Source organism: Sphingosinicella sp., assembly GCF_052388015.1.
Taxonomy (GTDB): Bacteria; Pseudomonadota; Alphaproteobacteria; order Sphingomonadales; family Sphingomonadaceae; genus Allosphingosinicella.
In genome coordinates, this window is sequence record NZ_JBQTIN010000041.1 from 44,053 (window position 1) to 68,416 (window position 24,364).

The 24,364-nt window shown below is 67.9% G+C and carries 30 protein-coding genes; 14 read left to right on the forward strand and 16 right to left on the reverse strand.

The genetic code is table 11. From position 1 onward, the window contains the following. Positions 1-10: 10 nt before the first annotated feature. Complete coding sequence (locus ACT4N3_RS03415; protein WP_444853802.1) at positions 11-445, reverse strand: PilZ domain-containing protein; 435 nt, start codon at positions 443-445, stop codon at positions 11-13. 118 nt (positions 446-563) lie between these two features. Here ACT4N3_RS03415 and ACT4N3_RS03420 point away from each other — a divergent pair, with 118 nt between their 5' ends. From ACT4N3_RS03420 to ACT4N3_RS03430, 3 genes are read left to right on the forward strand one after another with little or no spacing between them, the layout of a single operon-like run. Further along, positions 564-1,568 carry a threonine aldolase family protein gene (locus ACT4N3_RS03420; RefSeq protein ID WP_444853803.1) on the forward strand — a complete coding sequence of 335 codons (1,005 nt, stop codon included), beginning with the start codon at positions 564-566 and terminating at the stop codon, positions 1,566-1,568. Between the two features lie 49 nt (positions 1,569-1,617). After that, a complete protein-coding gene (locus tag ACT4N3_RS03425; protein WP_444853804.1) occupies positions 1,618-2,571 on the forward strand; it encodes a DMT family transporter in 954 nt (317 codons plus the stop codon). A 43-nt stretch (positions 2,572-2,614) separates the two neighbouring features. After that, on the forward strand, positions 2,615-3,394 hold the full coding sequence (locus ACT4N3_RS03430; protein ID WP_444853805.1) for a transglutaminase-like domain-containing protein: 780 nt from the start codon (positions 2,615-2,617) through the stop codon (positions 3,392-3,394). Here the strand turns inward: ACT4N3_RS03430 and ACT4N3_RS03435 are convergent. Then, the gene (locus ACT4N3_RS03435) at positions 3,391-3,810 is read right to left on the reverse strand and encodes a DUF6491 family protein (RefSeq protein WP_444853806.1); all 420 of its coding nucleotides are present in this window, start codon (positions 3,808-3,810) and stop codon (positions 3,391-3,393) included. The genes ACT4N3_RS03430 and ACT4N3_RS03435 overlap by 4 nt on opposite strands. Before the next feature lie 129 nt (positions 3,811-3,939). Between ACT4N3_RS03435 and pepN the strand changes: the two genes are divergently transcribed. Beyond that, entirely contained in the window at positions 3,940-6,516 is a 2,577-nt protein-coding gene (gene pepN, locus ACT4N3_RS03440; protein WP_444853807.1) for an aminopeptidase N, read from the forward strand. On the opposite strand, the gene ACT4N3_RS03445 is transcribed toward pepN, so the two are convergent. From ACT4N3_RS03445 to ACT4N3_RS03460, 4 genes are read right to left on the reverse strand one after another with little or no spacing between them, the layout of a single operon-like run. Next, positions 6,517-7,095, reverse strand: a complete 579-nt coding sequence (locus tag ACT4N3_RS03445) for an ABC-type transport auxiliary lipoprotein family protein (protein WP_444853808.1) — start codon at positions 7,093-7,095, stop codon at positions 6,517-6,519. Then, on the reverse strand, positions 7,095-8,093 hold the full coding sequence (locus ACT4N3_RS03450) for an MlaD family protein (protein WP_444853809.1): 999 nt from the start codon (positions 8,091-8,093) through the stop codon (positions 7,095-7,097). Before ACT4N3_RS03450 ends, ACT4N3_RS03445 begins: the two co-directional genes overlap by 1 nt. Then, on the reverse strand, positions 8,093-8,893 hold the full coding sequence (locus tag ACT4N3_RS03455) for an ABC transporter ATP-binding protein (RefSeq protein ID WP_444853810.1): 801 nt from the start codon (positions 8,891-8,893) through the stop codon (positions 8,093-8,095). Before ACT4N3_RS03455 ends, ACT4N3_RS03450 begins: the two co-directional genes overlap by 1 nt. Next, positions 8,893-9,993 (reverse strand): MlaE family lipid ABC transporter permease subunit, encoded by a 1,101-nt coding sequence (locus tag ACT4N3_RS03460; RefSeq protein WP_444853811.1) that lies wholly within the window; start codon positions 9,991-9,993, stop codon positions 8,893-8,895. The genes ACT4N3_RS03455 and ACT4N3_RS03460 overlap by 1 nt, the downstream gene beginning before the upstream one ends. A 45-nt stretch (positions 9,994-10,038) precedes the next feature. Here ACT4N3_RS03460 and ACT4N3_RS03465 point away from each other — a divergent pair, with 45 nt between their 5' ends. Then, entirely contained in the window at positions 10,039-10,761 is a 723-nt protein-coding gene (locus tag ACT4N3_RS03465) for an HAD family hydrolase (protein ID WP_444853812.1), read from the forward strand. On the opposite strand, the gene ACT4N3_RS03470 is transcribed toward ACT4N3_RS03465, so the two are convergent. The 6 genes from ACT4N3_RS03470 to lgt form a co-directional block, all read right to left on the reverse strand. Then, positions 10,758-12,068, reverse strand: coding sequence for a cystathionine gamma-synthase family protein (locus ACT4N3_RS03470; protein WP_444853813.1), 1,311 nt, complete (start codon positions 12,066-12,068; stop codon positions 10,758-10,760). The genes ACT4N3_RS03465 and ACT4N3_RS03470 overlap by 4 nt on opposite strands. 134 nt (positions 12,069-12,202) lie before the next feature. Continuing rightward, complete coding sequence (pgeF, locus tag ACT4N3_RS03475; protein WP_444853814.1) at positions 12,203-12,967, reverse strand: peptidoglycan editing factor PgeF; 765 nt, start codon at positions 12,965-12,967, stop codon at positions 12,203-12,205. Next, complete coding sequence (locus tag ACT4N3_RS03480) at positions 12,964-13,476, reverse strand: GNAT family N-acetyltransferase (RefSeq protein ID WP_444853815.1); 513 nt, start codon at positions 13,474-13,476, stop codon at positions 12,964-12,966. Before ACT4N3_RS03480 ends, pgeF begins: the two co-directional genes overlap by 4 nt. Further along, a complete protein-coding gene (locus tag ACT4N3_RS03485; protein ID WP_444853816.1) occupies positions 13,473-13,985 on the reverse strand; it encodes a GNAT family N-acetyltransferase in 513 nt (170 codons plus the stop codon). Before ACT4N3_RS03485 ends, ACT4N3_RS03480 begins: the two co-directional genes overlap by 4 nt. Continuing rightward, a complete protein-coding gene (locus ACT4N3_RS03490; RefSeq protein WP_444853817.1) occupies positions 13,982-14,944 on the reverse strand; it encodes a class I SAM-dependent methyltransferase in 963 nt (320 codons plus the stop codon). The genes ACT4N3_RS03485 and ACT4N3_RS03490 overlap by 4 nt, the downstream gene beginning before the upstream one ends. 7 nt (positions 14,945-14,951) lie before the next feature. Continuing rightward, positions 14,952-15,851, reverse strand: coding sequence for a prolipoprotein diacylglyceryl transferase (gene lgt, locus ACT4N3_RS03495; protein WP_444853831.1), 900 nt, complete (start codon positions 15,849-15,851; stop codon positions 14,952-14,954). Positions 15,852-15,942: 91 nt separating this feature from the next. On the opposite strand from lgt, the gene ACT4N3_RS03500 reads away from it, so the two are divergent. From ACT4N3_RS03500 to ACT4N3_RS03510, 3 genes are read left to right on the forward strand one after another with little or no spacing between them, the layout of a single operon-like run. Then, complete coding sequence (locus ACT4N3_RS03500; RefSeq protein ID WP_444853818.1) at positions 15,943-17,610, forward strand: class I adenylate-forming enzyme family protein; 1,668 nt, start codon at positions 15,943-15,945, stop codon at positions 17,608-17,610. 53 nt (positions 17,611-17,663) lie between these two features. Further along, positions 17,664-18,038 carry a hypothetical protein gene (locus ACT4N3_RS03505; protein ID WP_444853819.1) on the forward strand — a complete coding sequence of 125 codons (375 nt, stop codon included), beginning with the start codon at positions 17,664-17,666 and terminating at the stop codon, positions 18,036-18,038. After that, positions 18,035-18,442 carry a hypothetical protein gene (locus ACT4N3_RS03510; RefSeq protein WP_444853820.1) on the forward strand — a complete coding sequence of 136 codons (408 nt, stop codon included), beginning with the start codon at positions 18,035-18,037 and terminating at the stop codon, positions 18,440-18,442. The genes ACT4N3_RS03505 and ACT4N3_RS03510 overlap by 4 nt, the downstream gene beginning before the upstream one ends. A 113-nt stretch (positions 18,443-18,555) precedes the next feature. On the opposite strand, the gene ACT4N3_RS03515 is transcribed toward ACT4N3_RS03510, so the two are convergent. The 3 genes from ACT4N3_RS03515 to rarD all read right to left on the reverse strand — a co-directional run bounded on the left by ACT4N3_RS03515 (position 18,556) and on the right by rarD (position 20,987). Continuing rightward, entirely contained in the window at positions 18,556-18,927 is a 372-nt protein-coding gene (locus ACT4N3_RS03515) for a hypothetical protein (protein ID WP_444853821.1), read from the reverse strand. A 510-nt stretch (positions 18,928-19,437) separates the two neighbouring features. Beyond that, positions 19,438-20,031 (reverse strand): YdeI/OmpD-associated family protein, encoded by a 594-nt coding sequence (locus ACT4N3_RS03520; RefSeq protein ID WP_444853822.1) that lies wholly within the window; start codon positions 20,029-20,031, stop codon positions 19,438-19,440. A 47-nt stretch (positions 20,032-20,078) separates the two neighbouring features. Continuing rightward, entirely contained in the window at positions 20,079-20,987 is a 909-nt protein-coding gene (rarD, locus tag ACT4N3_RS03525; protein WP_444853823.1) for an EamA family transporter RarD, read from the reverse strand. A 74-nt stretch (positions 20,988-21,061) separates the two neighbouring features. Between rarD and ACT4N3_RS03530 the strand changes: the two genes are divergently transcribed. The 6 genes from ACT4N3_RS03530 to ACT4N3_RS03555 all read left to right on the forward strand — a co-directional run bounded on the left by ACT4N3_RS03530 (position 21,062) and on the right by ACT4N3_RS03555 (position 24,128). Beyond that, positions 21,062-21,580 (forward strand): hypothetical protein, encoded by a 519-nt coding sequence (locus ACT4N3_RS03530; RefSeq protein ID WP_444853824.1) that lies wholly within the window; start codon positions 21,062-21,064, stop codon positions 21,578-21,580. Next, complete coding sequence (locus tag ACT4N3_RS03535; RefSeq protein ID WP_444853825.1) at positions 21,580-21,969, forward strand: ribose-phosphate pyrophosphokinase; 390 nt, start codon at positions 21,580-21,582, stop codon at positions 21,967-21,969. Before ACT4N3_RS03530 ends, ACT4N3_RS03535 begins: the two co-directional genes overlap by 1 nt. Positions 21,970-22,018: 49 nt before the next feature. Beyond that, positions 22,019-22,627, forward strand: a complete 609-nt coding sequence (locus tag ACT4N3_RS03540) for a hypothetical protein (protein WP_444853826.1) — start codon at positions 22,019-22,021, stop codon at positions 22,625-22,627. Between the two features lie 111 nt (positions 22,628-22,738). Further along, on the forward strand, positions 22,739-22,933 hold the full coding sequence (locus tag ACT4N3_RS03545) for a hypothetical protein (RefSeq protein ID WP_444853832.1): 195 nt from the start codon (positions 22,739-22,741) through the stop codon (positions 22,931-22,933). After that, entirely contained in the window at positions 22,864-23,043 is a 180-nt protein-coding gene (locus tag ACT4N3_RS03550) for a CrcB family protein (RefSeq protein WP_444853827.1), read from the forward strand. The genes ACT4N3_RS03545 and ACT4N3_RS03550 overlap by 70 nt, the downstream gene beginning before the upstream one ends. Continuing rightward, positions 23,040-24,128 (forward strand): RluA family pseudouridine synthase, encoded by a 1,089-nt coding sequence (locus tag ACT4N3_RS03555; RefSeq protein WP_444853828.1) that lies wholly within the window; start codon positions 23,040-23,042, stop codon positions 24,126-24,128. Before ACT4N3_RS03550 ends, ACT4N3_RS03555 begins: the two co-directional genes overlap by 4 nt. Positions 24,129-24,148: 20 nt before the next feature. On the opposite strand, the gene ACT4N3_RS03560 is transcribed toward ACT4N3_RS03555, so the two are convergent. Next, a partial coding sequence (locus ACT4N3_RS03560; RefSeq protein WP_444853829.1) for a flavodoxin-dependent (E)-4-hydroxy-3-methylbut-2-enyl-diphosphate synthase occupies positions 24,149-24,364 on the reverse strand: 216 nt, incomplete at its 5' end.

Here is a 24,364-nt window from a genome sequence, read left to right on the forward strand (position 1 = left end):
GCCGGCTCCGTCAGCCGTCTTTCTCAGGCAGGTTCAGGCCGACCGCGACGCTCCACGCCTGTGCCAGGCGGCGATCCTGGGTGGACATGCCGCGCATGATCCCGGGCCGGATATAGCTGCTTGGGCCGCTCGGGGCGGGCTGGGCCCGGCCGATATGGATGAGCAATTCGCTTTCGTCGATCGGATGATCGAATTCGATTCCGATGCGAGGGCCCGTCGCCCAGGCGACGGTGGCGGGCACGCGACTCGCGCCGCGCTCGAACGTGACCTTCATTCCGGCATTCACGATCGCCGGCGATTCGATCAGCGCGCCATGGCGCGACAGGTCGCGCAGCCGGGCGTCGGAAATGCCGGCCGGCGTGTGCAGCTTGGCGGCGAGAAGCACGCGCGCGCGTCGCGACGCCCGCTTGCCGGCCTCGACGGTCTCGAAGGGTTCGACGCCCATCCTGCTTCCCGAATCTCCAGTTCCACGTGCGGGCATAGTCGAGGAGACCGAAATTTTCGTAAACGACGTCGTCGCCGATCCGATTGACGCGCGCCACGGCGCCTTTCATGGCCGCGTCATGCGGTTTTTCTCGGACAATGCGGCGCGCGCCTGCCCGGAGGCGCTGGCAGCGATATCGGACGCGAATCGGCTCGACACCGCCTATGACGGCGACGCCTGGAGCCAGCGGCTTGACGGTGCGCTGTCGGCGCTGTTCGAGACCGAGGTGGCGGCGCTCTGGGTGTCGACGGGCACGGCGGCGAACGGCCTCGCGCTCGCCGCTTTGTGTCCGCCGCACGGCGCGGTCCTCTGCCACCGAGACGCCCATATCCAGGTCGACGAGTGCGGCGCGCCCGAATTCTACACCCACGGCGCCAAGCTGCTGCTCGGCGACGGGGCGGGCGCGAAGCTGGCGCCGGCGACGGTGGCGGCGCTGGCCGCGACGATCCGCGACGATGTCCACCAGATGCAGCCCGCCGCGCTGTCGATCACCAACGCGACCGAATATGGCCTGGTCTACACGCCGGAGGAGACGGCGGCGCTGGGCGAGCTGTGCCGCGCGCGCGGACTCGGTTTCCATCTCGACGGCGCGCGCTTCGCCAATGCCGTCGCGCGGCTGGGCTGTGCGCCCGCCGATCTCACCTGGCGGGCCGGCGTGGACGCGCTCTCCTTCGGTTTCACCAAGAATGGCGGGCTCTCGGCCGAATGCCTGGTCTTCTTCCGCCCCGAGCTGGCGGCGGCGACGCGCTACCGGCGCAAGCGCGCCGGCCACCTGCTCTCCAAGGGCCGCTATCTGGCCGCGCAGATTCTCGCGATGCTCGAAGGCGACGTGTGGTTGAGGAACGCCCGCGCCGCCAACCAGGCCGCGACGCGTCTCGCCGAAGCGGCCGGCGGTGACCGCCTGATCCACGCGGTCGAGGCGAACGAAATCTTCGTCCGGGTGACGGTCGAGGAGGCGGCGGCGCTCCGGGCGCGGGGCTTCGATTTCTACGATTGGGGGCTAGGCGAGGCGCGGTTCGTGACCAGCTGGGACAGCGCCGGCGCCGATGTCGACGCGCTCGCCGCGGCCATCCGGGCGCTCTGAATTTCAACCTCCTTGACTGACATATAAAGACTTCTTTATATCTGCATATATGGCCCGAGGATCGCAGCAGGAAACGGGGTTTCGCGATCCGAAAGTCCTGTTGCCTTTCCTCCTGATCACCCTGATCTGGAGCTCGACCTGGATCGTCATCAAGGACCAGCTGGGCCCCATCCCCTCGGAAGCTGTCCCGCCGCCCTGGTCGGTCGCCTATCGCTTCCTCATCGCCGCCGCGGCGATGTTCGCGCTGGCGCGTTTCGGCGCCCTGCGCCTCGGCCTCGACGCGGCGGGGCATCGGCTCGCGGCGATGACCGGCCTGTTGCAGTTCGCGCTCAACTACAATCTGGTCTATGCCGCAGAACTCTCCATCACCTCGGGTCTGGCGGCGGTCGTCTTCGCCTTGCTGGTGCTGCCCAACGCCGTGCTGGCGCGGATCTTCTTCGGCGAGCGGGTGACGGCCGGCTTCGTGCTGGGATCGGCGGTGGCGATGGCCGGCGTCGCCTTGCTGTTCGTCCAGGAGGCGCGGCAGGCGACCGTGCCGCTGGCGGGCGTATTGACCGGTCTCGGCCTCACCGTGCTGGCCGTGCTCGCGGCGTCGATTTCGAACGTGATGCAGCTGTCCGACGGCATGCGCGCGCGCTCGATCGCGGTGATGCTCGGCTGGGCGATGCTCTATGGCGGGATCATCAATGCCGCCTTCGCCTGGGCGGTGTCCGGGCCGCCGGTCGCGGAGGCGCGGCCCGGCTACTGGCTCGGCCTTCTCTACCTCAGCGTGATCGCCTCGGCGCTCGCCTTCTGGCTCTATTATCGCATCATCCGGGCGGTCGGCGCGGCGCGCGCGGCTTATTCGAGCGTCCTGATCCCGATCGTGGCGATGCTGATCTCGACCGTGGCCGAAGGCTATCGCTGGTCGCCGCCGGCGCTGGCCGGAGGAATGCTGGGCATCGCCGGGCTGATCATCGCGCTGCGCTCGCGGCGGGCCGTGCCGCCGCCGCCGGCCGACTGAATCGCCGGCTGGACGACGCGCCGGCGGCAGGCGAAAGGGACACATGCGGCTCGAGATCGACGTTGTGCTGGATTATCATGTGCCGGAGCGGGCCGACATCCTGCTCGCGGTCGAGGTCGCGCAGCTTCCCGACCAGATCCTGATCGGGGACCGGCTGACGGTGGACGGCTCCGGGCCGCTCGCGCCGATCGCCGGCGAGGAGGGGATCGGGCAGCGGACCTGGCTGACGGCCGAGGGGCGCCTCAGGGCGACCTATCGCGCGATCGTCGATCTGAACCGGCCGGCGGTCGATATCGCCGGCCTCGCCGCTGCGCCCAAGGCCGATCTGCCGCCGCTCGTCGTCCCCTATCTCCTCGCGAGCCGCTATTGCGAGGCGGACCGGTTCGAAACGTTCGTCGAGCGCCATTTCGGCGCGTTCGAAGGCGGCGCGAAGATCATGGCGATGGCGGACTGGATCGGCCGCGAGATGACCTATGTCCCCGGCTCGACCGACGCCGAGACCACCGCCGCCGACGCCTTCGTCGCGCGCGAGGGCGTGTGCCGCGATTATGCTCATCTCATGGCCAGCTTCGCTCGCGCCGCGGGCATCCCCGCGCGGCTCGTCTCCGGCTATGCGCTCGATCTCGATCCGCCCGATTTCCACGCCGTCGTCGAAGTCTGGCTGGAGGACGGCTGGCATCTCGTCGATGCCACCTCCCTCGCGCCGACCGCCAACGTCGCCCGCATCTGCGTCGGCCGCGACGCCACCGATATCGCCTTCATGACGATCTTCGGCACTGCCGAGCTGATCGAGCAGAGCGTGAAGGTGACCCGGGCCGACTAGCGCCGGATGCGCCGCGCCGCCTCGATCTCTTCGGGCGACAGGCGCCTGACCTCGGTGACCGCGCAGCGCTGCAGGCCGGTCGGACTCGGCACCAGCAGCTCGGCGTCGAGGCCGGCACAGATGAACGACGAACCGCCGCGGGTGCGCAGCGCCACGCTGAGCGACCAGTCGACGTCGGGGCAATAGCCGACGAGGGTCAGGCGATATTGCCGGTTGCGGCTCACCGTCACGTCGACGGCCTCACGGCCGACCGGGCGGAAGCCGTTGACGGTGCGGGCGGAGAAGCAGTCCCGCGCCGGCCGCGATTGCTTCGCGGCCGATGGCCCGGATTCCGGCGTCGCGGTCGTCGCCGGCGCGCCGAGCAGGAAGCCGGCGGCGAGGATCGCAACGATGGCCCAGGCGCGTGACATGCCCATTCAACGCCTGTCTGGCGGATTCGTGCCGGCGCGTCGAGGGTCCAGGCCCATAACCGGCCGCCGCTTCGCGGCCTTCTCCGGGCGATCCCGGCCATTGCCGGTCATGGGCCTGGACCCTAAAGGGCCGTCATGCTCGACGCCCAGAACGCTCCCGCCGCGCCGGCCACGATCCGGCGTGAGGATTATCGTCCGCCCGACTGGCTGATTTCCGAAATCGACCTGGACGTTCAGCTCGACGCGGAACGCACCGTCGTCCGCGCGACGCTGAAGGTTGGGCGCAAAGGGGCGCATGATCTGCCGCTCGTGCTCGATCTGGACGAGCTGGAGCTGCTCGGCGTGAAGGTCGATGGCGCGGCGGTCGAGGTCGAGCGTCACCCAGATGCGATCCTTGTCCCGGTCGCCGGCGACAGCGCGACGATCGAGACCGAGGTCGCGATCGCGCCGCGCGCCAACACCAAGCTCATGGGCCTGTACGAATCGGGCGGACTGCTCTGCACCCAGTGCGAGGCCCAGGGCTTCCGCCGGATCACGCCCTTCATCGACCGGCCGGACGTTCTCTCGACCTATCGGGTGCGGATGGAGGCGGACAGGGCGCTTTATCCGGTGCTGCTCGCCAATGGCGACCCGGTCGGCTCGGGCGAGCTCGCCGGCGGGCGGCACTGGGCCGAGTGGCACGATCCCTTCCCCAAGCCCTGCTATTTGTTCGCGCTCGTCGCCGGCGATCTGGTCTGCAATCGCGACCGCTTCGTCACCCGCGCCGGCCGCGAGGTCGAGCTCGGCATCTGGGTCCGCGACGGCGATCTGCCGCGTACCGAGCATGCGATGGCGAGCCTCAAGGCGGCGATGCAGTGGGACGAGGAGGTCTATGGCCGCGAATATGACCTCGCCGTGTTCAACATCGTCGCCGTCGCCGATTTCAACTTCGGCGCGATGGAGAATAAGGGGCTGAACATCTTCAACAGCCGCTACATCCTCGCCGATCCCGACACCGCGACCGACGCCGATTATGACGCGATCGCGGGCGTCGTCGCGCACGAATATTTCCACAATTGGTCGGGCAACCGCGTCACCTGCCGTGACTGGTTCCAATTGTCGCTGAAGGAGGGCTTCACCGTCTTCCGCGACCAGCAGTTCAGCGCCGACATGGGCAGTCGCGCGGTGAAAAGGATCGAGGACGTCCGGATGCTGCGCGCCGCCCAGTTTCCCGAGGATGCCGGTCCGCTCGCCCATCCGGTGCGGCCGGATTCCTATATCGAGATTTCGAACTTCTACACCGCGACCGTCTACAACAAGGGCGCCGAGCTGATCCGGATGATGCACACCATCCTGGGCCCAGAGAAGTTCCGCGCCGGCTGCGACCTCTATTTCGCGAGCCATGACGGCGAGGCCGTGACCTGCGAAGATTTCGTCCGCGCGATGGAGCGGGCGAGCGGGATCGATCTTGCGCAGTTCCGGCTCTGGTATTCGCAGGCCGGGACGCCGCGGGTGCGGGCGCGGCTGTCGGACGACCGCAAGGCGCTGCTGCTCGAGCAGGAGATGCCGCCGACGCCGGGCCAGCCGGTCAAGCAGCCGATGCCGATCCCGCTCAAGCTCGCCGTGCTCGACGAGGAAACCGGCGCGAAGGCGGAGGAAAGGCTGTTCGTCTTCGATTCCGTCAGCGCCGAGCTGCCGCTCGCCGGCGCGCCCACGCGGCCGGTCGTCTCATTGAACCGCGACTTCTCGGCCCCGATCGTGCTGGAAACCGATCGCGGCGCCGATGCGCTCGCCTTCCTCTCGGCGCGCGACGACGATCCCTTCGCCCGCTACGAGGCGATGCAGCAGTTGATGCTCGACACTTTGATCGCCGCGATCGGCGGCGCGGCGGACCATCGGCCGGTGATCGAGGCGGTGCGGCGCACCCTGATGGACCAGGCGCTCGACCCGGCCTTCGTCGCCGAGGCGGTGCTGCTGCCGAGCGAGGCCTTCATCGGCGACCGGATGGAGCGCGTGGACCCCGAGGCGATCCACGCCGCGCGCGAGGCGCTGCGCCGCGATCTCGGCAGCGAGCTCGAGTCACTGTGGCGCGACGCCTATGGAGCCCATTCCGCTAACCGCTACGCCTACAATCCTGCCGCCAAAGGCGCCCGCCGCCTGCGCACGATCGCGCTCGGCTATATCATGGCGGCGGAAGCGCGCGACGCCGCCTGGCTGGCGCTGACCCAATATGACGAGGCGGACAATATGACCGACCGGCAGGGGGCGATGGGCGTGCTGGTCAACACCACCGCGCCGGAGCGCGGCCGGGCGCTGCAGGCCTTTTACGATCGCTACAAATCGGACGCTTTGGTGATCGACAAATGGTTCACGGTCCAGGCGCTCGCGACGCGCGACGACACGCCCGAGCGGGTCGAGGCGCTCGCCCGCCACGGCGATTTCACCCTCGCCAATCCGAACCGGCTGCGGTCCCTGGCCGGCGCCTTCTCGGCCAACCAGCGTGCGTTCCACGACGCCTCCGGGCGCGGCTACAAGTTCCTCGCCGACATGATCCTCGCCGCCGACAAGCTCAATCCGCAAACCGCGGCGAAATTGGTCCCGCCGCTCGGCCGCTGGCGCCGCTTCGACGACAAGCGCGCGGCGCGGATGAAGGCCGAGCTCGAGCGGATCGTCGGCACGTCCGGCCTCAGCAAGGACGTGTTCGAGCAGGCGAGCAAGAGCCTGGCTGCCTGACTAGCCGCCGCCGACCCAGGCGGCGACCTGTTCGGCCGCCTGGTTCGCGGCCTGATTGAGCGCAGGGGCAACCGCGGCCGGCGTGGCTTCGGCGACCGGCACCCTGGCCTCGAAGCGATTGGTGACGATCCCGGCCCCACGCGGCATCGTCGCGTCATAGACGACGACCGCTTCCATCCGCGCCGGATCGAGCCCGAAGCGGTGCAGCTGGCCGGTGATCCGCGTTCCGGGGTCTTGCGAATATTGGCGCGCGTCGAGCACGACGCGCCCGGTCCTCACCGCGATCGTCTCGCCGAGCAGCCGCCCGAACAGCACGCCGGGATTCTCGACCCAGGCCGCGTCTTCCAGATACTGGATCGTCGTGTCGCTGACATAGACCGGGATTCGCGTCGTCCTCAGCGCCTGCGGCACGGTCGGGTCGACGACGGTGATCGCCGCGCCCTGGCCTGCGCTTTGCGGGCTCGCGGCGGGCCGGCTCTGGCTCGGCGTCAGGGTGAGCAGCTGGCTCGGCGCGCCGCCGCCGAAGCAGCCGGCGAGCGCGAGCAAGGCCGCGGCGGGAAGAGCCAAGCGAATAGGCATCATCGTCCTCGTCTCCCGGGCCGGTAGTTCGGCAGGCGCGGGCCGCCGATGACGCCGCCGACACCCTGCTGGTTCAAGCGATCGGTGATTTCGCGCAGCGATTCGCTCGTTGCGCGCAGATCGCGGGTGAGCTGGCCCACCTCAGGCAGCGTCTGGTTCGAGAAAGCGCGCAGACCTGGCCTCGCGTCGCTGATCGCGGCCTGCATTTCCTGAATCGATCGGTCGGCCGTGCTCAGCGTCCGGCGCAGATCGGCGACCAGCGGGCGCCCGTCGCGGTCGAGCATCTGCTGGGTGCTCCCCGCAAGCTGGCCGATCTGTTCAGCCGCAGCGCCCGCCTGACGGATCGCGGTCCGCGCCTCGGCGAGGGTCGCGGCGATCTCCGGCGACCGCTCGGCGAGGTTGCGGCTGACCTCCTCGAGATTGTCGAGAATGCCGGCGATCGATTCCTGGTTGCGGTCGGTGAGCAAGGCGGTGAGCCGTTCGGTCAGGCGCGAGACCCGTTCGAGCAATTCCGGCGCGCTGTTGAGCAGGGCCGCGATGCCGCCCGCCCGGGTCGGGATTACCGGATGGCCATAAGGGCATTCGGATTGCGGGTTCTGCTCGGGACAACGGATTTCCTCGCGCGCCGCCGTCCGCGCGTCGGCCTGCTGCTCGGGCGGATCGAGCTGGATCTGCGAGACGCCGGTGAAGCCGACGCCGCGGATCGTCGCCGTGGTGCCCTGCAGGATCGGCGTGTCCTCACTCACGGAAACACGCACCCGGATGAATTGGGGGCTGTTCGGCTCGAGGTTGATCGATTCGATCTGGCCGACGGGGACGCCGCGGAAGGTGACGCCCGAGCCTTTGGCGAGGCCCTCGACCGATTGCTGGAAGAAGACGTCATAGGTCTTCTGCCCGCCCTCGCCCAACGAGGTCAGCCAGATCGCGAACACCACCAAGGCGGCGATCAGGCCCAGCACGATGCTGCCGACCAGCACCTGGTTTGAACGCGTCTCCATCAGGCCTCGACTTCCTGGTGCTTACTGAGCCCCGCCGCGGCGGCCCGGCCGCGCGGCCCGTTGAAATAATCCTGTATCCATTTGTGGTCCAACGCCAGCAATTCCGGGATCGTGCCGACCGCGATCACCTTCTTGTCGGCGAGCACCGCGACCCGGTCGCAGATCGCATGCAAGGTATCGAGATCGTGGGTGATCAGGAAGACCGTGAGGCCGAGAGCGTCGGAAAGCTCGCGGATCAGTTCGTCGAAGGCGGCGGCGCCGATCGGGTCCAGGCCGGCGGTCGGCTCGTCGAGGAACAGCAATTCGGGATCGAGGCTGAGCGCCCGGGCGACGCCGGCGCGCTTGCGCATGCCTCCGGATAGCTCGGACGGATATTTCTCCCCCGCGCTCGCCGGCAGGCCGCTCATCAGGATCTTGTAGCCAGCAATCTCGCGCAGCAGCTCGTCGTCGACGCCGGGGAAGAATTCGCGGATCGGAACCTCGATATTCTCGGCGACGGTGAGGGTGGAAAAGAGCGCGCCGCCCTGAAACAGCACGCCCCAGCGGCGGCGGACATGCTTCGCGTCGTCCTCGTCGCGGCCCACCATCGGGACGCCGAATACCTCGATCTCACCGGCGAGCGGGGTCTGGAGGCCGATGATCGAGCGCATCAGCACCGATTTGCCTGTGCCCGATCCGCCCACGACGCCGAGCACCTCGCCGCGCCTGACGTCGAGATCGAGCCCGTCATGAACGATCTGGTCGCCGAAGCCGTTTTTCAGACCCCGGACACAGATGATCGCTTCCTCGTCCGCCGCCATCAGGTGAAGCCGATCGCGGTGAAGAAGACGGCGAAGAAGGCGTCGAGGACGATCACCAGAAAGATGCCCTGAACGACCGCGGTTGTGGTTCGAAGGCCGACCTCCTCGGCATTGCCCTTGACCTGCAGCCCCTGATAGCAGCCGGCCATCGCGATGATCATGCCGAACACCGGCGCCTTGATCAGCGTCTGCAAGAGGTCCTCCATCGGCACGACCTCGCGGATGCGCTGGATGAAGGTGATCGGCGGGATTCCGAGGCTGAGCCAGCAGAAGATGCCGCCGCCGGCGATGGCAAGGATCGCGGCGTAGAAGCCGAGCAATGGCATCATCAGCACGGTGGCCAGCACCCGCGGGATGACCAACGCCTCCATCGGCGACACGCCGATGGTGCGCATCGCATCCACTTCCTCATTCAGCTTCATCGTGCCCAATTGGGCGGCGAAGGCGGAGCCGGAGCGGCCGGCGACCATGATCGCCGTCATCAGCACGCCCAGCTCCTTCATCGCCGAGCGACCGACCAGATTGATGGTAAACACCTCGGCGCCGAACTGGCGCAGCTGCACAGCGCCCTGCTGGGCGATGACGATGCCGACCAGGAAGCTCATCAGACCGATGATGCCGAGCGCATGGACGCCGACCACCTCGAAGCGCATCACCACCGCGTTGAAGCGGAAGCGGCGCGGGTGGCGCATGATCCCCCAGAGCGAGATGCAAAGCTGGCCGAAGAAGCCAAGCAGGCCAAGCATGGTTTGGGCGGCGAGCTGGGTCGCGCCTCCAACCCGGCCGACGATCTCCTCGATCACCGGCTCCTCGTCCTCCTCGGTCGGTATCGGCCGGTCGGCCTTGGCGACCTGGTCGATCAGCGATTGCTGATCCGCGGTCGCGTTGATCACGGTCGCGCCGCGGTCGCGCACCAGCTTGTGGATCAGCCAGGCGCCGACCGTGTCCATCGCGTCGACCTCGGCGAGATCGACGGTGATCCGCTCGGCGGTGATCTCGTCGATCTCCTCGCTCAGCCGGCGCGCGCGCAGCAGCGACAGGTTGCCGCGAAACCGCAGCACGCACGCGTCGTTCTCCATGCTCGGGCTGAGCTCGGTCATCACCTTGACCGTGCTTCAAAAAGGGGCGAGCGGCAAGGAGGGATGGTGAGGAGCGACGCTTCGATGTCCGTGCGGCAAACCTTGATCCAGGCGCTGGCGATCTACGACATGGACCGGACGGTGACCCGCGGGCCGACCTATGGCCCATTCCTGTGGTTTGCGATGACCCGGCTGGCGCCGTGGCGCGCGCTGCTCGCGCCGATTTCGTTGCTCACCACGATCCTTTACGGCCTGCGGATCATCGATCGCGGGCGATTGAAGGAATGGAATTACCGGCTGCTGATCGGCCGGCCGCGGCCCGAACGGCTCGAGCCGGTCGTGCAGCGCTTCGCCGAACGGCAGGTGGCGACCAACATTCTTACCGGCGCCCGCGCCCGCCTGGCCGAGGACAAAGCCGCTGGCCGCCGGTTGGTGATGGCGACCGCGTCCTACGGCCTTTACGCGGCGGCGATCGCCAAACGGCTCGGCTTCGACGACGTGATCGCCACGGAGACGCTGCCCGACAGCGAGGGCCGGATCGTCGCCAGGATTTCCGGCGCGAACTGCTACGGCCTCGGCAAGCTCGACATGATCGAGGCCTGGCTCCAGCGCGAGGGGCTGGAGCGTGCGGCGGTCCACATCCGCTTCTATTCGGACCATGTCTCCGACGCGCCCGTCCATGCCTGGTCGGACGAGGCCTTCGCGACCAACCCGCACAACCGCCTCGCCCGCGTCGCACGCGACGCGGGCTGGGAAGTGCTGGAATGGCGCGACCGCCGGCGGGCCTAAACCGCGTTCAGCGCCTGATCGAAATCGGCGATCAGATCGTCCGGATCCTCGACCCCGATCGAGACGCGGACCAGATTGTCGGTAATGCCCATCTCGGCCTTGCGCTCGGGCGGCACTGAAAGGTGCGTCATCGCCGCCGGGCAGCTCGCCAATGTCTCGGTGCCGCCGAGGCTGACCGCGAGATGGGCGATCTGGAGCGCGTCGAGGAAGGCGAAGCTCTCCCGCTCGCCGCCCTTGAGATAGAGTGAGAAGGTGGAGCCCGCGCCGGTGCAATGGCGGCGATAAATGTCGGCCTGCCGCCCCTCGGTGAGGAAGCCGAGATAGCCGACGCTCTCCACCTTGGGATGATCGCGAAGGAAGGCGCAGACCTTGGCGGCGTTCTCGCCCGCCCTGGTCATGCGCAGCTCCAGCGTCTCGAGGCTGCGCAGCAGCATCCAGGCGGTGTTGGGATCGGTGATCGTGCCGATCGTGTTCCTCAGCATCCGGATCTGGTTGATCAGCTCCTTCGACCCGGTGATCCCGCCGGCGACAAGATCGGAATGGCCGCCCGCATATTTGGTCAGGCTGTAGACCGACAGGTCCGCGCCATGCCGCAGTGGCTGGTGCCACAGCGGCCCGAGGAAGGTGTTGTCGATCGCGATCGGCGGGCGCTCGCCGACGGCGAAGAGCGCGTCGCGCACCCGGGCAACAGCCTGCACGTCGACCAGGGCATTGGTCGGATTGGCCGGGCTTTCGAGATAGATCAGCGGCACGCGGCCTTTGGCCCTCGCCTGCTCGACGACGGCGGCGATCTCCTCCTCGGTCGCGCCGGCGGGGAAATCGAGCCAGCTGATCCCGAACCGGCCGAGGATGCGGGCGATCAGGGTTTCGGTCGCGGCGTAGAGCGGGCCCGAATGGACGACGATGTCGCCCGGCTGGACGAAGGCGAGCAGCAGCGTCGAGATCGCCGACATGCCCGACGAGAAGGTGAGCGCGTCCTCCGCATCCTCCCAGACGCTCAGGCGGTCCTCGAGGATTTCCTGATTGGGGCCGTTGAAGCGCGAATAGATCAGGCCCTCGGCGCCGCCCGGGCGCTTGCCGGTGACGCCTTCGAAATGGTGTTTGCCCGCCGCCGCATTCTCGAAAACGAAGGTCGAGGTGAGGAAGATCGGCGGCTTCAGCGAGCCCTCGGATAGAGCCGGATCGAAGCCATGGCCCATCATCAGGGTCGACGGCTTCAGCCGCCGGCCGCCGATTTCGAGCACGTCGGCCTTGGGGCGGCGGCGCGGGGTGCCGCCGGTGAGATCGGATTCGTCCTGCATATTCATGTCTCCTCTGGCGCAAACTCTGCGTGGAGACCGAGCCCGCCGTCAGGAGACGGGGCTCAAGGCCGCTCTTTCCGAGCGGCCCAGGGGTGAGGTCCGTTGCCCGGCCGCGCTTTAGCGAGCCGGCGCGCCGCTCGCTAGCCCGGAAGCGCGATCAAGGAGAGCTGGCGGCCGTAGGTCGGCTCGCTGTTGTGGGTGGCGCGGCGGAAACTGAAGAAGCGATCCGAATCGGCATAGGTGTCGAGGCCGAGCGCCTCGGCCCGCGTCACGCCTGCTTCGGCCAGCCGCGACAGGACATAGGCCTCGAGATCGAACTGGTGATGATCTTCGCGGCCGGGGGCGAAGAAGCGCTCATTTTCCGGCTCGGCCTCGACGAAGCGGCGGAGGAAGTCTTCGTCGACCTCATAGCTCTTGCGAGCGATGCACGGCCCGACCGCGGCGGCGATCCGGCTCCGGTCCGCGCCCAGCTTTTCCATCGCCGCCACCGTCGCGCCGATCACGCCGGCGAACGCGCCCTTCCAACCGGCATGGGTGGCACCGATCACGCCGGCGTCGCGGTCGGCGAGCAGGACCGGCGCGCAATCGGCGGTAACGATGCCGAGCGCGAGACCGGGACGGTCGGTGACCAAGGCATCGGCCTTGGGGCGGGCGTCGTCAGGCCAGGGCGCGGTCGCGACCACGACCTCGGCGGAATGAATCTGATGGCCCGTGACCAAGGCTGCTCCCGGCGCAACCGCTTCAATAGCGCGGCGGCGGTTCTCGATGACCGCGTCGCGTCCGTCATCCGCGCCGAAGCCGGTGTTGAGCCCTTCGCAATGGCCGGTCGAAACGCCGCCAGGCCGGCCGAGGAAGCCGTGCGGCACGCCGGCGAGCGCATCGGCATGGATCACTTCGACCTTCAAAGGCCGAGCCTCATCACCGGATCCTGATAGGCGCGGCTGCCGAGTTGAAATGGCGCCACGCCGATCTGCACGAAGCCGCGTCGCGCATAGAAAGCGATGGCGCGCGCGCCTTGCTCCCAGACGCTGAGATAGATCGCTGGGGCGCCCTCGGAACGGGCTGTTTCGATGGCCGAGTCCATCAAAACGGCCGCAACGCCGGCGCCCTGCCAGAGCCCCAGCACGTAGAGCTGTTTCACCTCGAGCGCGCCCGGCTCGTGCGGGACCGGCAGGCTCATCGGCGCGAGCTTCAGATAGGCGGCGATCTCGCCGTTCTCTTCGGCCATGCGGACGCGCAGATCGGGATCGTGCAGCTCGGCGGACAGGCCCTCCGGCCCGAACATGCGCCCGAGATGCAGCGTCATGTCGTCGGGCGGAAAATGCGGGCCGAAGGTTTCGACGAAGCAACGCCTGCCCATGTCGGCCAGCGCCGGGCCGTCGGCGATGGCGGCGTCGCGATAGGTGACGCTCATAATGCCCGCCGCATGACGATGTCCTCATCGGCATGGGTGCCGACCATGAAGTCGTAGCGCCCGACCGGCTCGAAGCCCTGTTTGTCGTAGAAGCGGCGGGCGCGGTGATTGTCGATGAAGACGGAAAGATAGATATGGGCCGCGCCGCGCCGCCGCGCCTCGGCCAGCGTCCAGTCCATCATCGCCAGCGCGAGGCCGGCGCCTTGCCAGGGCTTCAGGATGTAGAATTGACGAAGCTCGATACTGTCTTTCGGCGGCGTGAAGGGAAGCGAGGGCGGGCCGAGCTTCACATAAGCGGCGTTGATTCCGTCGACGAAGCCGAGCCGCACCGCGTAACGCGGATCAGACAATTCCTGCCGCCAATTCTCCTCTTCGTGGATTTCGAGGAAGGCGGTGAGATTTTCCGGCGTGTAGAGGTGACCGAACGTTTCGATGAAGCTCTCGCGCCCGATCGCCGCCAACGTCGCCGCGTCATCCGGGCCCGCATTGCGCCAGAGGATGTCGCTCATGCGCCGAACCCCGCCGGGACGGGCCAATCGCGTGATGCGATCGCGAGAACCTTGAACAATTCGCCCATCTGACCGGGAGCGGTCAGCCGATGCCGCGCGCCGTCGATTTCGTCGGCCCGGTCTGGCGCCGCCTTGGCCAGCGCATCGGCGCGCGCGCCGATGCCGAGCGCCTCAAGCCATGGCCCCTGCGCGACCGGGCCGCAGATACGAGCGCCCGCGCACTCGCCGGCATTTGCGAGCGCGGCGAAGCCCACATGGGCTGTCAGGTCGCGTGTTCCCGGCGCGCGCCACGGATCGGCGAACGCATGGCGCGAGACGGCTTGCAGCGTGTCGCCGCTGCTCGGGCCCTTATAGCCGTAATCGACGATCAGCGCCGCGCCGCCTTGCTTCGACAGGCGCTGTGCGAGATCCGCGACGATCGCCTCGGATGCCGAGGAAGCCTCCCGCACCACCGCGCCGCAGCGCATGAAGTGATCGTCGTCGGCCTCGATCTTGAGGGCTGCGCCGTCGCTGCCGAACTGCTCGACCGGAAGGGCATCGAAAAATTCGTTCGCGACGATCAGCAGCGGGCCATCCTGCGGCAGCGTCGCGATATTGTCGTGCCATGTTGCGGCCGGAACACGTTCGCCTTGCACGCGCCGCAACGCCGGGCTCGCCTCGACGAAGTGGACTTCGGGGTTCAGCCCGGCCTTGGCCATCGCTCTCAGAGCATCGCCGGCCAGTGTGCCGCGCCCCGGTCCCAGTTCAACAAACACGGCATTTGCGGACCGTCCGGCGCGCGCCCACAGGTCGCCCAGCCACGCCCCCACCAATTCGCCGAACATCTGGCTGATCTCCGGCGCGGTGATGAAGTCGCCGCTCCGCCCGAGCGGGTCGCGGCTCGCATAATAACGCGCGTTGCAGGCGGCCATATAGTCGGTGACGCTGATCGGCCCGTCTTGCTCGATCCGCGCTCGCAATTGCTTCTCAAGCGGGCTCATCGGCGAGCTTGTCCTCGGCTGGCACTGCGCTCACGCGGCCCTCGCGCCGCTTCGCGGTGACGATCAGATAGAGGCCGCCCAGGATCATCGGCAGGCTCAGCCACTGGCCCATATGCAGCCAGTAGTTGCGCGAGAACTCGACGAGATGCGTATCCGGCTCGCGGATGAACTCGACGAGGAAGCGGCTGAGGCCGTAGACGAGCAGGAAGGCGCCGACGAGCTTGCCGGGCTGATAGCGGGCACGGGTTTTCCAGAACATCCAGCCGAGCACCGCGAACAGCAGAATCCCCTCCAGCGCCGCCTCGTAGAGCTGGCTCGGGTGGCGGGCCGAGCCGACGATCTGGCAGGCGCCCGAACGGTCGAACGCCTCGCAGAAGCGCACCGCCCAGGGCACGTCGGTGACGCCGCCCCACAGCTCGCTGTTCACGAAATTGGCGAGCCGGCCGAAGAACAGGCCGAAGGGGACGCAGCAGGCGACATAATCGTGGATGCGGAGCCAATCGAGCTTGTGCTGGCGCGCCATCCACAGGATGCCAAGCGACACGCCGATGACGCCGCCATGGAAGGACATGCCGCCGTCCCACAGCCGCAGGATCGCAACTGGATCGGCGAAATAGTCCATCGGCTTGTAGAACAGGACATAGCCGAGCCGGCCGCCGATGATGACGCCGAGCGTCGCGAAGAACACCATGTCGTCGGCGTGGCGCCGCGCCATCGGCGCGCGCGGCTGATCGATCAGCTTCAGCAAATACCACCAGCCGAGGATGATGCCGGCGAGGTAAGCGAGGCTGTACCAGCGGAGCTGGAACCAGCCGAGATCGAGCGCGATCGGGCTGAGCCCCAGGTCGCGATAGCTGATCGCATCCGCTGCCGTCGCCAGCATCATGGTGAACGCGTCGATCAAGGCTTTCCCCTTCAGGTTCGCGCCTTCATAAGGAGGGGCGAAGAAAAGGCAAAGGCGAGGGAAAGCGGGAAGGATGCCGAGCGAGCTCGACCGCAAATATGACGCGGTGCTGGCCGCCGTCACCGGCGAGGGCGGCCGCTTCGTCATCGCGCGCGACGCGGCTGGACGGGCGGTCGTCGCCAACCTGCCGGCGACGCTGCCGATCCTGTTCGACATTTTCTGCACGCTGGAAGGCGCGACCGAGGCGGTCGTCGCCGGCGACGAGCGGCTGACCTTCGCCGATCTCCATCGCCATGCCCAGAAGCTCGCGAAAGCGCTGGTCGGATCAGGCATCGAGAAGGGCGACCGGGTCGGCATCGCGATGCGCAACTGTCCGGCCTGGATCGTCTCCTACATGGCGATCCTCGAGGCGGGCGGGATCGCCACGTTGCTCAACGGCTGGTGGCAGGCGGACGAGATGCGCGACGCGCTCGAACTGGTCGAGCCGAAGCTGGTCATCGCCGACGAAGGTCGGGCGAAGCGGATCGAGGACGGCTGCGGCGGCTGCCGCGTCGTCTCGCTGCCGATCGAGCGGCCGCTCGCCGAGGCGCTCGCGCCCTTGATCGGCGGGCCGGAAGGGCCGCCGCCGCCGGTCGGACCAGACGACGACGCGACGATCCTGTTCACCTCGGGCTCGACCGGCCTCGCCAAGGGCGCCGTCTCCACTCACCGCGCCGTCACCACCGGCATCTATGCCTATACGATCAGCCTCGCCGTGCTGCGCGGCATCCGCGAAGGCGCCGGCGAGACGGTCCCGGAGCCCAGGACCCTGGTCAACGTGCCTTTGTTCCACGTCACCGGCGAGGTGCCGGTGCTGCTGAACAGTTTCGTCATCGGCCGCACCATGGTGCTGATGCCGAAATGGGATGCGGGCGAGGCGCTCAGGCTGATCGAGAAAGAGAAGATCACCTATTTCGTCGGCGTGCCGACGATGAGCCTGGAGCTGATGCAGCATCCGGACCGCGGCAGATACGACCTCTCGACGATGACCGACATCGCCGCCGGCGGCGCGCCGCGCCCGGTCGCACACGTCAAGCGGCTGGAAGACAGCTTCATCCACGCCCGCCCGGCGCTCGGCTACGGCCTCACCGAGACCAACGCCGTCGGCTGCGGCAACTTCTGGACCAATTATCACGACAAGCCGGCCTCGACCGGGCGGCCGCACGCGCCGATCGTTGAGCTGGCGATTCTGGGTGACGGCGACGCGCATCTCACTACAGGCGAGCGCGGCGAGATCGGGATAAGGTCCGCGGCCAATATCCGCGGCTATTGGCGCAACGAGGCGGCGACCGAGGCGGCGTTCACCGCCGACGGCTATTTCCGCACCGGCGACATCGGCTATCTGGACGAAGACGGCTATCTCTTCATCGTCGACCGCAAGAAGGACATCATCATCCGGGGCGGCGAGAATATCAGCGCCGCCGAGGTCGAGGCGGCGATCTATTCCCACACCGCGGTGTCGGAAGCGGCGGTGTTCGGCATCGCCGATGAGCGGCTGGGGGAGGTCCCGGCGGCGGTGGTCTGGTGCGAGAAAGGGGGCGTCGATGCGGCGACGCTGGCGGCGTATCTCGAGGAAAACATCGCCAGCTTCAAGGTGCCGGAGCGAATCTGGATCTCGCCCGATCCGCTGCCCAAGCTCGGCACCGGCAAGATCGACAAGGTGCGGCTGCGCGAGCATTATCGCGCGCTGGCGGCGGCATGAGGCAACCGAACCGCCGATCAGTCATTGTTGGGGCGCAAGAAGGGAGAAGGATCATGCTGTCATCCCGATCCGCCACGACGCTCGCCTTGTTCGCGATTGCCGGCTGCGGCGACGTTACCCCGCAAGGCGACAACAAGGTCGCCGTCCCCGGCCCGCAGGCGACCCAGAACCGGCTCGAAGCGTTGAGCGAAGGCGAGCGCAACGCCGTCTTCATCCGCGCCATCCGCGATGCGAGGCTGCCGTGTCAGCATGTCGAATCGTCGGCCCGCGCCGGCGAGCACCAGGGGCTGCCGCTGTGGACCGCGCGGTGCGACAACGGCGTCACCTGGACGATCGTGCTCGGCAATGACGGGTCGGCCGCGGTGCTGAACCCGGCCGAGGCGGCGCAACTGGGCGGCAACAGCGCCGCGCCCGGCAACCGTCAATGAACTCAGGCCTTCTGCTCGCGGTTGCTGTCGCCGGCTGCGTCGCCGTCGCCGGCTGCGAATCCGGCGAACAGCCGGCCAACCGGGCCCAGATCAAGGTTGCCAACCCGATGCACGAAGGGCTGTTGAAGCTCACCAGCCTCAACCAGCGGCTCGCGCTGATGCGGGCGATCCGCGACAATGGCCGCCGTTGCACGCGGGTCGACGGCGCCCGCTACCAGGAAGATTATCGCGGCATGGTGATGTGGGTCGCCTTGTGCGAGGACGGCCGTCACTGGGCGGTCTTCATCGCCCCCAATGGCGACACGCAGGTGCGCGCCTGCGCCGACATGCACCAGCTCAACCTGCCGCAATGCCGCCCGGTGACGCCCGCGCCGCCGGAGGAGAACAACGTCAACAATCTCTAGGGCGGCTTTCGCGGCTTCCTAACTCCCGTTCGTGTCGAGCGAAGTCGAGACACGCTTCTCGACGTCGATCGAAGCGAACGTCGGCTCCTGCCTGCGTCCGGTGAGACTTGGGTTCAGCGGCGTACTTCGTGTTCCAGCCTAGCTGAAAAATCGCGGCGGAAGTCAAGCTGGCCGAATCTGCCAGTGCATGCCCGTGATGGCGAATAGGCGCCGCCACCATACCATAGCTGGATCTCGCCGTTGATTTCGGACGTGACGAACGGTGTCCAGTCCTCAGTTGGCGGCGCGCCCTCGTCGCGCGCCTCACCGCAAAGGTGAAGATGATCGCGCCCGTCCGTTCCGGTTGAGCGCATGAAATGAACCCTGCGCACTCGCGTAGCTGGCGGATAGCGAACCTGCGAGCGCAATTCGGCAGCGGCGTGTTCCAGCAGCCGAGCCTCGAGCGCCGTAGCCGGTTCAGGGGCAGCAGCCTGAAGGAAAAGCATGAGTGCCAATAAGCTAATCGACATACGATTTCTCCGGATTACGGCGACTGTCTAAATTCCCAAACGCGCTGTGCCCCCCATTTTCCTACATGTACCTGATCCGTCATAATGTCGCCGCGCCCGAGTCGGCGCGCGGCTCTTTCACCTCGTCAACACCTCCGCGCCTCCGCGCGCGCATTGGGTGATTCCGACAGCCGCGGCGAGCGCCTGAAAAATCCCCATGGCCACCGCGAACATTGGGAACATTCGCGGCCCGTGGTGGGGACAGTCCCGCCGAGACTGTCCCTTTCGGCGCTGTCGGATTTGTCAGGTTTACCGTTCGCGGCGCACGATATGACGGCCAGGCCGATCGGCTCGTTGTGACTTTTCCGTCACTTTTGAACCGCGCCCCCAAACCCGTTTGCTTCGAGCGAAGTCGAGAAGCGCCCCCTCGGTGCAAGCGTGTCTCGACTTCGCTCGACACGAACGGGGAGTAGGGATGGAACGGACCGATCGGCGACCGCGCCTCGCTCAGCAGTTCGCATATTTCCAGTGGCGGCGCTTGCCTTCGGCGAGCCATTCGACGCTCTGGGCGAGGCGTTTGCCGCGCGTTGCGTCGCTTTTCGCCTCGGTGACCCATTCGACATATTCGCGCTGCGCGCTGGGCGGGAAGCCGTCGAATGTCGCCCTGGCCGCCGAATTGGCGCCGATCGCAGCCTGCATGTCCTGCGGCACGGTGAAAGGCGCCTTCTTCGCTGTCGCGCGCGGCGGCTTGGCGCCGGAATCGATCAGCGCCATCGAATCGCGGGTCAGCGCGATCAGCCGGTCGCGGTCGGGCAGATCGTCGAGCGAGGTCAGCCGGCCGAACTGGCCCATCGCCGATCGGTTCTTCTCCTCCTGCTGGAGCATGGAATCGTTCCAGTAGCCGAAGGTCGCGTGCGCCTTGAACGCGGCGAAACCGGCTAGGATCTTCCCCTGGTAGAGGAAGCTTGGCATGCTCCACTTCAGGGTTTCTTCGCAATCGGGGCAGGCTTCGTGGAGCATGTCGCGCAAATGGGTCAGGATCGGCCGCGCGAAATCGGCCTGCTTGGCGATATAAGCGTCCACTCTGGGATCGGTTTTCATGTGGCCCCTCCCTCAGCGGCGGAGAGAATTGCGCGTTCGGCCTAGACTCACAAGGGCTCGGTCACCCGGGCTCGACGGGCGGCGCGCCAGCCGTCGATCGCGACCAGCGCCAGCGCCGTCCAGATCGCTCCGAAGCAGATCAGATGGGCGGTCGTCAGCGGCTCACCATAAAAGACGCCGATCAGGAACTGTAGCGTCGGCGCGATATATTGGAGAAAGCCGAGGGTCGAATAAGGCAGCCGCCGCGCCGCGCCGGTGAAGAGCAGCAACGGGACCGAAGTGATCACGCCGCCGAGGGCGACCAGCGTCGTTATCGCCGGCCCATGAGCGGTGAAGCCGGCCGTTCCCGACGCCTGCATCGCCGCAATCCAGCCGAGCGCGAGCGGCGCCATCAGCGCTGTTTCTACCGTCAGCCCCTCAAGCGCGCCGGCCGGCGCGATCTTCCTCAGGAAACCGTAGAGCGCGAAGCTGGCGGCCAGCGACAGGCTGATCCAAAGGCCGGTGCCGGCGCCCGCGCCGAAGGCCAGCACGGCGACGCCGACGGCGGCGAGCGCCGTCGCGGCGATCTGCGCCCGGCTCAGCCTTTCCTTCAGCAGAAGGACGCCGAGCAGGATGTTGACCAGCGGGTTGAGATAATAGCCCAAGCTGGCGGCGACGACGTGGCCGTGGGTCGCGGCCCAGGTGAAGACCAGCCAGTTGACCCCGATCAGCAATGCGGTGGCGATCAGGATCGCCAGCGAACGTCGTTCCAGCGCCGCCCGCACCGCCTTCCAGCCGCGCCGCAAGGCGATCAAGGCGGTGAGGAACAGCAGCGACCATACCACGCGGTGCGCGACGATCTCGGCCGCCGGCACCTGGGCGATCAGGCGGAAATAGAGGGGCATCAGACCCCAGATGAGATAGGCCCCGATGCCGAGCAGCAGCCCGGCGCGGGTCCGGGCCTGCGCGTCGGACATGCCGCGTCCCTAGCTGCGGCTATTGTATTATTGCAATAATACAGCTAGATCGAAAACGCGAAGGAGGAGCTCCGATGCGCCGCGCCATTTTCATTTCCGTCGCCCTCGTCCTGCTCGTCGGCTGCGAGATGCGGATCGGCAATCATGCCGGCCCGGTGGCGGACAATGCCAGCGCCGCCGGCCGCGCCGAAAACGGGCAGTTTACCGTCGAGGCGCCGGGGTTCAATCTTTCGGTCACCATCCCGGAGGGCATGAACGAGCGTGCCAATGTCGATGATGACAACGGCCTCGTCTATCCCGGCTCGGCTGTCGCGGGCGTGCATGTCCAGGGCCGGCGCGGGCAAAGCGGCGGGCATGACAGCGGCGAGGTCGAGCTGCGGCTGACCAGCGCCGACGCGCCCGACCGCGTCGCCGCCTGGTATCGCGACCCGGCCCGGGCGGAGAATTTTACCGTGGCTTCGGCCACGCGCGACGGCGAGGCGACGGTAATCGCCGGCACCGGGCGCCGCGACAATGAGCGCTTCACCCTGAGGATCGCGCCCCGCGCCGGCGGCGGATCGGACATGCGGCTGCTGCTCGCCGACGGCGGCTGATGGCCCAGCCGCTGGCCGACCCGACGGAAGTCCGCGCCCATCTCGTCGCCGCCGCCAGGGCGGGCGTCGCCTTGAGCTACGGCGAGCTGCTCGAAAGGCTCGGCTATCATTTCAGCCGCCCGAAGATGCGCGCGCTCTGCGCGATGCTGGGCGAAATCGACCGCGAGGCGGTGACGCGCGGCGAGCCGGAGCTGGCGGTGCTCGTGGTTCGCGCCAGCGACGGGCTGCCGGGGCAGGGATGGTGGGTCAGTGGCGGCGCGCGGGATCATGATTATGCCGGGCCATGGGAAGGCCCGGACGCAGCGGCCCTGATCCGCTCCGTCCAGGCGGAAGTCTTCGCCTTCTGGCAGTCCGAAAGCGGGACAGGCCGGCGCGCAGGCGCGCGTTAACCATATCCGCTCACCCATTTTCCTTGGCTCTGCGGCATAAGCCGCGGCGATGCGACGCCGTGCCGCCTCTTTCACGCTCGCCCTTGCCGGGCTGCTCGCGCTCGCCGCTTGCGCGGGCGGGGCGGAGAACAACCTCGCCGCGCTCGACAATGAGCTGATGGCGAACGGCGTCGATCCGGCGCTGACCAGCGCGCTCGAGGACCAGATCCTCGTCGATCCCGACCTCGTCCAGCAGAACCAGCCGAACAGCGCCCGCCCCGCCGAGGCGCCGGTCCAGGCGCAATATCCGAACGGGGCCGAGCCGGCGCGGCTGGGCGCGTCGCGCTGCGGACCGGATTTCGCGCGCGGGCCGGAATGGGCGCGCCGCCTGCCGCGCGAGTTCCCGGTCTATCCGGGCGGTCAGGTCAGCGAAGCGGCGGGCGTCGACGCCGGATCGTGCCAGATGCGCGTCGTCGCCTTCACCACATCCGATCCCTTCGCCCGGGTGCTCGAATATTATCGCAGCCATGCCGATCGCGCCGGCTTCTCCGCCGAGCAGCAGCGGCGCGGCGACGCCCATGTCCTCGGCGGCGTGCGCGGCGATGCGGCTTATTATCTCATCGTCACGCCGCTGGAGCGCGGCGCCGACGTGGCGCTGATCGTCAACCGCGGCGCCTGACGCCCGCGGCTGGCGCGGCGCGCGGCGCGGGGTTACAGCGCGCCGGTGCCCAATCTTCTCCTTGTCATGCTCGGCGGCGCGCTCGGCGCCGGTGCGCGCCATCTGGCCGGCATGGGCGCGTTGCGCTGGCTGGGCTCCGGCTTTCCCTGGCGCACCTTGTTCGTGAACCTCGCCGGTGGCCTGGCGATCGGGTTGCTCGCCGGCTGGCGCGCGCGGGCGGGAGCGAAGCGGCGCGATTGTTGCTCGCCGTCGGCGTGCTCGGCGGCTTCACCACATTCTCGGCATTCAGCCTCGAGACCTTCCTGATGATCGAGCGCGGCCAGTTCGGCTTCGCCGCGCTTTATGTCGCGGCATCGGTGATTGGCTCGGTCGCCTTGCTGTTTGTCGGCCTTGCAACAATGCGGGGGGCGGCATGAGCGAGGTTCAGAGCTTCACCGTTTCGGCTGAAGACGACGGCATCCGGCTCGACCGCTGGTTCCGGCGCAACCTGCCGGCGGCGGGCTTCGGCCAGGTGTCGCGCTGGGCGCGGACCGGCCAGCTCAGGCTCGACGGTAAGCGCGCGACGCCGGGCGACCGGATCGAGGCGGGTCAGGTCATCCGGGTTCCACCGCTCGGCGAGACCGCCGCGCCGGCTAAACGAGTGCCTAAGCGAGAGACGCTGTCCGAGGACGAAGTGGATTTCGTCCGCTCGCTGGTCATACACGAGGATGCTGCCGCGATCGTCGTCAACAAGCCGCCCGGCCTCGCCACCCAGGGCGGGACCAGGACGAAGGATCATCTCGATCGACTGCTCGACGGCCTCGTCGCGGACGGCGCGCCGCGACCGAAGCTGGTCCACCGGCTCGACAAGGACACGTCCGGGGCGCTGCTCGTCGCCAGCACTCCCCGCGCCGCCGCCGCTTTCTCGAAGAGCTTTTCCGGGCGCAGCGCGCGCAAGGTCTATTGGGCGATCGTCACCGGCGTGCCCTCGGTCGAGGACGGGCTGATCGACCTGCCGATCGCCAAGCAGCCGGGCACCGGCGGCGAGAAGATGCATGTCGACGAAAGCGAAGCGGGCCAGCCGGCGCGCACCCGCTACCGGGTGATCGAGCGGGCCGGCAACCGTGCCGCCTGGGTCGAGCTGCAGCCGCTCACCGGGCGCACCCATCAGCTTCGCGTCCATATGCTCGCAATCGGCCATCCGATCCTCGGCGACGGCAAATATGGCGGCCAGGACGCGTTCCTGACCGGCGCGATCAGCCGCAAGCTGCATCTGCATGCGCGGCGCCTGAGGATCGACCATCCCGACGGCGGGGCGATCGACGTGACCGCCGAACTGCCCGACCATTTCGCCGCGACCTTGGCCGGCCTGGGCTTCGATCCCGCGCTCGGCGACGCGCTGCCGCTCGACGAGGTCAAGTTCGGCGAAACGGTGGAGGGCAAGCGCAAGGCCGCGGGCGCAGCGGCCAAGGCCCGCCGCAAGGAGCGCCGCGGCGAACGGCGGTCGCGGGGCAAGAAATAGTCAGCCTGCGGCGGTGCGGACTATTCCGCCGCCGTCGCCAGCGCCGCTTCAGCCGCCTCGATCTCCGCCGCCTTCGCTTCGACCAGCTTGACGATATGATCGATCATGTCCTCGTCGCGGACATGATGGTCGGTGACGCCGCTGAGATAGACCATATGCTTGCCCTGGCCGCCGCCGGTGATGCCGATATCGGTCTCGCGCGCCTCGCCGGGGCCGTTGACGACGCAGCCGAGCAC

Excerpts from the sequence above, each read along its gene's own strand:
- ACT4N3_RS03415 (WP_444853802.1), bottom strand. The coding sequence starts at position 445 with ATGGGCGTCGAACCCTTCGAGACCGTCGAGGCCGGCAAGCGGGCGTCG.
- ACT4N3_RS03420 (WP_444853803.1), top strand. The coding sequence starts at position 564 with ATGCGGTTTTTCTCGGACAATGCGGCGCGCGCCTGCCCGGAGGCGCTG.
- ACT4N3_RS03425 (WP_444853804.1), top strand. The coding sequence starts at position 1,618 with ATGGCCCGAGGATCGCAGCAGGAAACGGGGTTTCGCGATCCGAAAGTC.
- ACT4N3_RS03430 (WP_444853805.1), top strand. The coding sequence starts at position 2,615 with ATGCGGCTCGAGATCGACGTTGTGCTGGATTATCATGTGCCGGAGCGG.
- ACT4N3_RS03435 (WP_444853806.1), bottom strand. The coding sequence starts at position 3,810 with ATGGGCATGTCACGCGCCTGGGCCATCGTTGCGATCCTCGCCGCCGGC.
- pepN (WP_444853807.1), top strand. The coding sequence starts at position 3,940 with ATGCTCGACGCCCAGAACGCTCCCGCCGCGCCGGCCACGATCCGGCGT.
- ACT4N3_RS03445 (WP_444853808.1), bottom strand. The coding sequence starts at position 7,095 with ATGCCTATTCGCTTGGCTCTTCCCGCCGCGGCCTTGCTCGCGCTCGCC.
- ACT4N3_RS03450 (WP_444853809.1), bottom strand. The coding sequence starts at position 8,093 with ATGGAGACGCGTTCAAACCAGGTGCTGGTCGGCAGCATCGTGCTGGGC.
- ACT4N3_RS03455 (WP_444853810.1), bottom strand. The coding sequence starts at position 8,893 with ATGGCGGCGGACGAGGAAGCGATCATCTGTGTCCGGGGTCTGAAAAAC.
- ACT4N3_RS03460 (WP_444853811.1), bottom strand. The coding sequence starts at position 9,993 with ATGACCGAGCTCAGCCCGAGCATGGAGAACGACGCGTGCGTGCTGCGG.
- ACT4N3_RS03470 (WP_444853813.1), bottom strand. The coding sequence starts at position 12,068 with ATGAATATGCAGGACGAATCCGATCTCACCGGCGGCACCCCGCGCCGC.
- ACT4N3_RS03480 (WP_444853815.1), bottom strand. The coding sequence starts at position 13,476 with ATGAGCGTCACCTATCGCGACGCCGCCATCGCCGACGGCCCGGCGCTG.
- ACT4N3_RS03485 (WP_444853816.1), bottom strand. The coding sequence starts at position 13,985 with ATGAGCGACATCCTCTGGCGCAATGCGGGCCCGGATGACGCGGCGACG.
- lgt (WP_444853831.1), bottom strand. The coding sequence starts at position 15,851 with ATGATGCTGGCGACGGCAGCGGATGCGATCAGCTATCGCGACCTGGGG.
- ACT4N3_RS03500 (WP_444853818.1), top strand. The coding sequence starts at position 15,943 with ATGCCGAGCGAGCTCGACCGCAAATATGACGCGGTGCTGGCCGCCGTC.
- ACT4N3_RS03505 (WP_444853819.1), top strand. The coding sequence starts at position 17,664 with ATGCTGTCATCCCGATCCGCCACGACGCTCGCCTTGTTCGCGATTGCC.
- ACT4N3_RS03510 (WP_444853820.1), top strand. The coding sequence starts at position 18,035 with ATGAACTCAGGCCTTCTGCTCGCGGTTGCTGTCGCCGGCTGCGTCGCC.
- ACT4N3_RS03515 (WP_444853821.1), bottom strand. The coding sequence starts at position 18,927 with ATGCTTTTCCTTCAGGCTGCTGCCCCTGAACCGGCTACGGCGCTCGAG.
- ACT4N3_RS03520 (WP_444853822.1), bottom strand. The coding sequence starts at position 20,031 with ATGAAAACCGATCCCAGAGTGGACGCTTATATCGCCAAGCAGGCCGAT.
- rarD (WP_444853823.1), bottom strand. The coding sequence starts at position 20,987 with ATGTCCGACGCGCAGGCCCGGACCCGCGCCGGGCTGCTGCTCGGCATC.
- ACT4N3_RS03530 (WP_444853824.1), top strand. The coding sequence starts at position 21,062 with ATGCGCCGCGCCATTTTCATTTCCGTCGCCCTCGTCCTGCTCGTCGGC.
- ACT4N3_RS03535 (WP_444853825.1), top strand. The coding sequence starts at position 21,580 with ATGGCCCAGCCGCTGGCCGACCCGACGGAAGTCCGCGCCCATCTCGTC.
- ACT4N3_RS03540 (WP_444853826.1), top strand. The coding sequence starts at position 22,019 with ATGCGACGCCGTGCCGCCTCTTTCACGCTCGCCCTTGCCGGGCTGCTC.
- ACT4N3_RS03545 (WP_444853832.1), top strand. The coding sequence starts at position 22,739 with ATGGGCGCGTTGCGCTGGCTGGGCTCCGGCTTTCCCTGGCGCACCTTG.
- ACT4N3_RS03555 (WP_444853828.1), top strand. The coding sequence starts at position 23,040 with ATGAGCGAGGTTCAGAGCTTCACCGTTTCGGCTGAAGACGACGGCATC.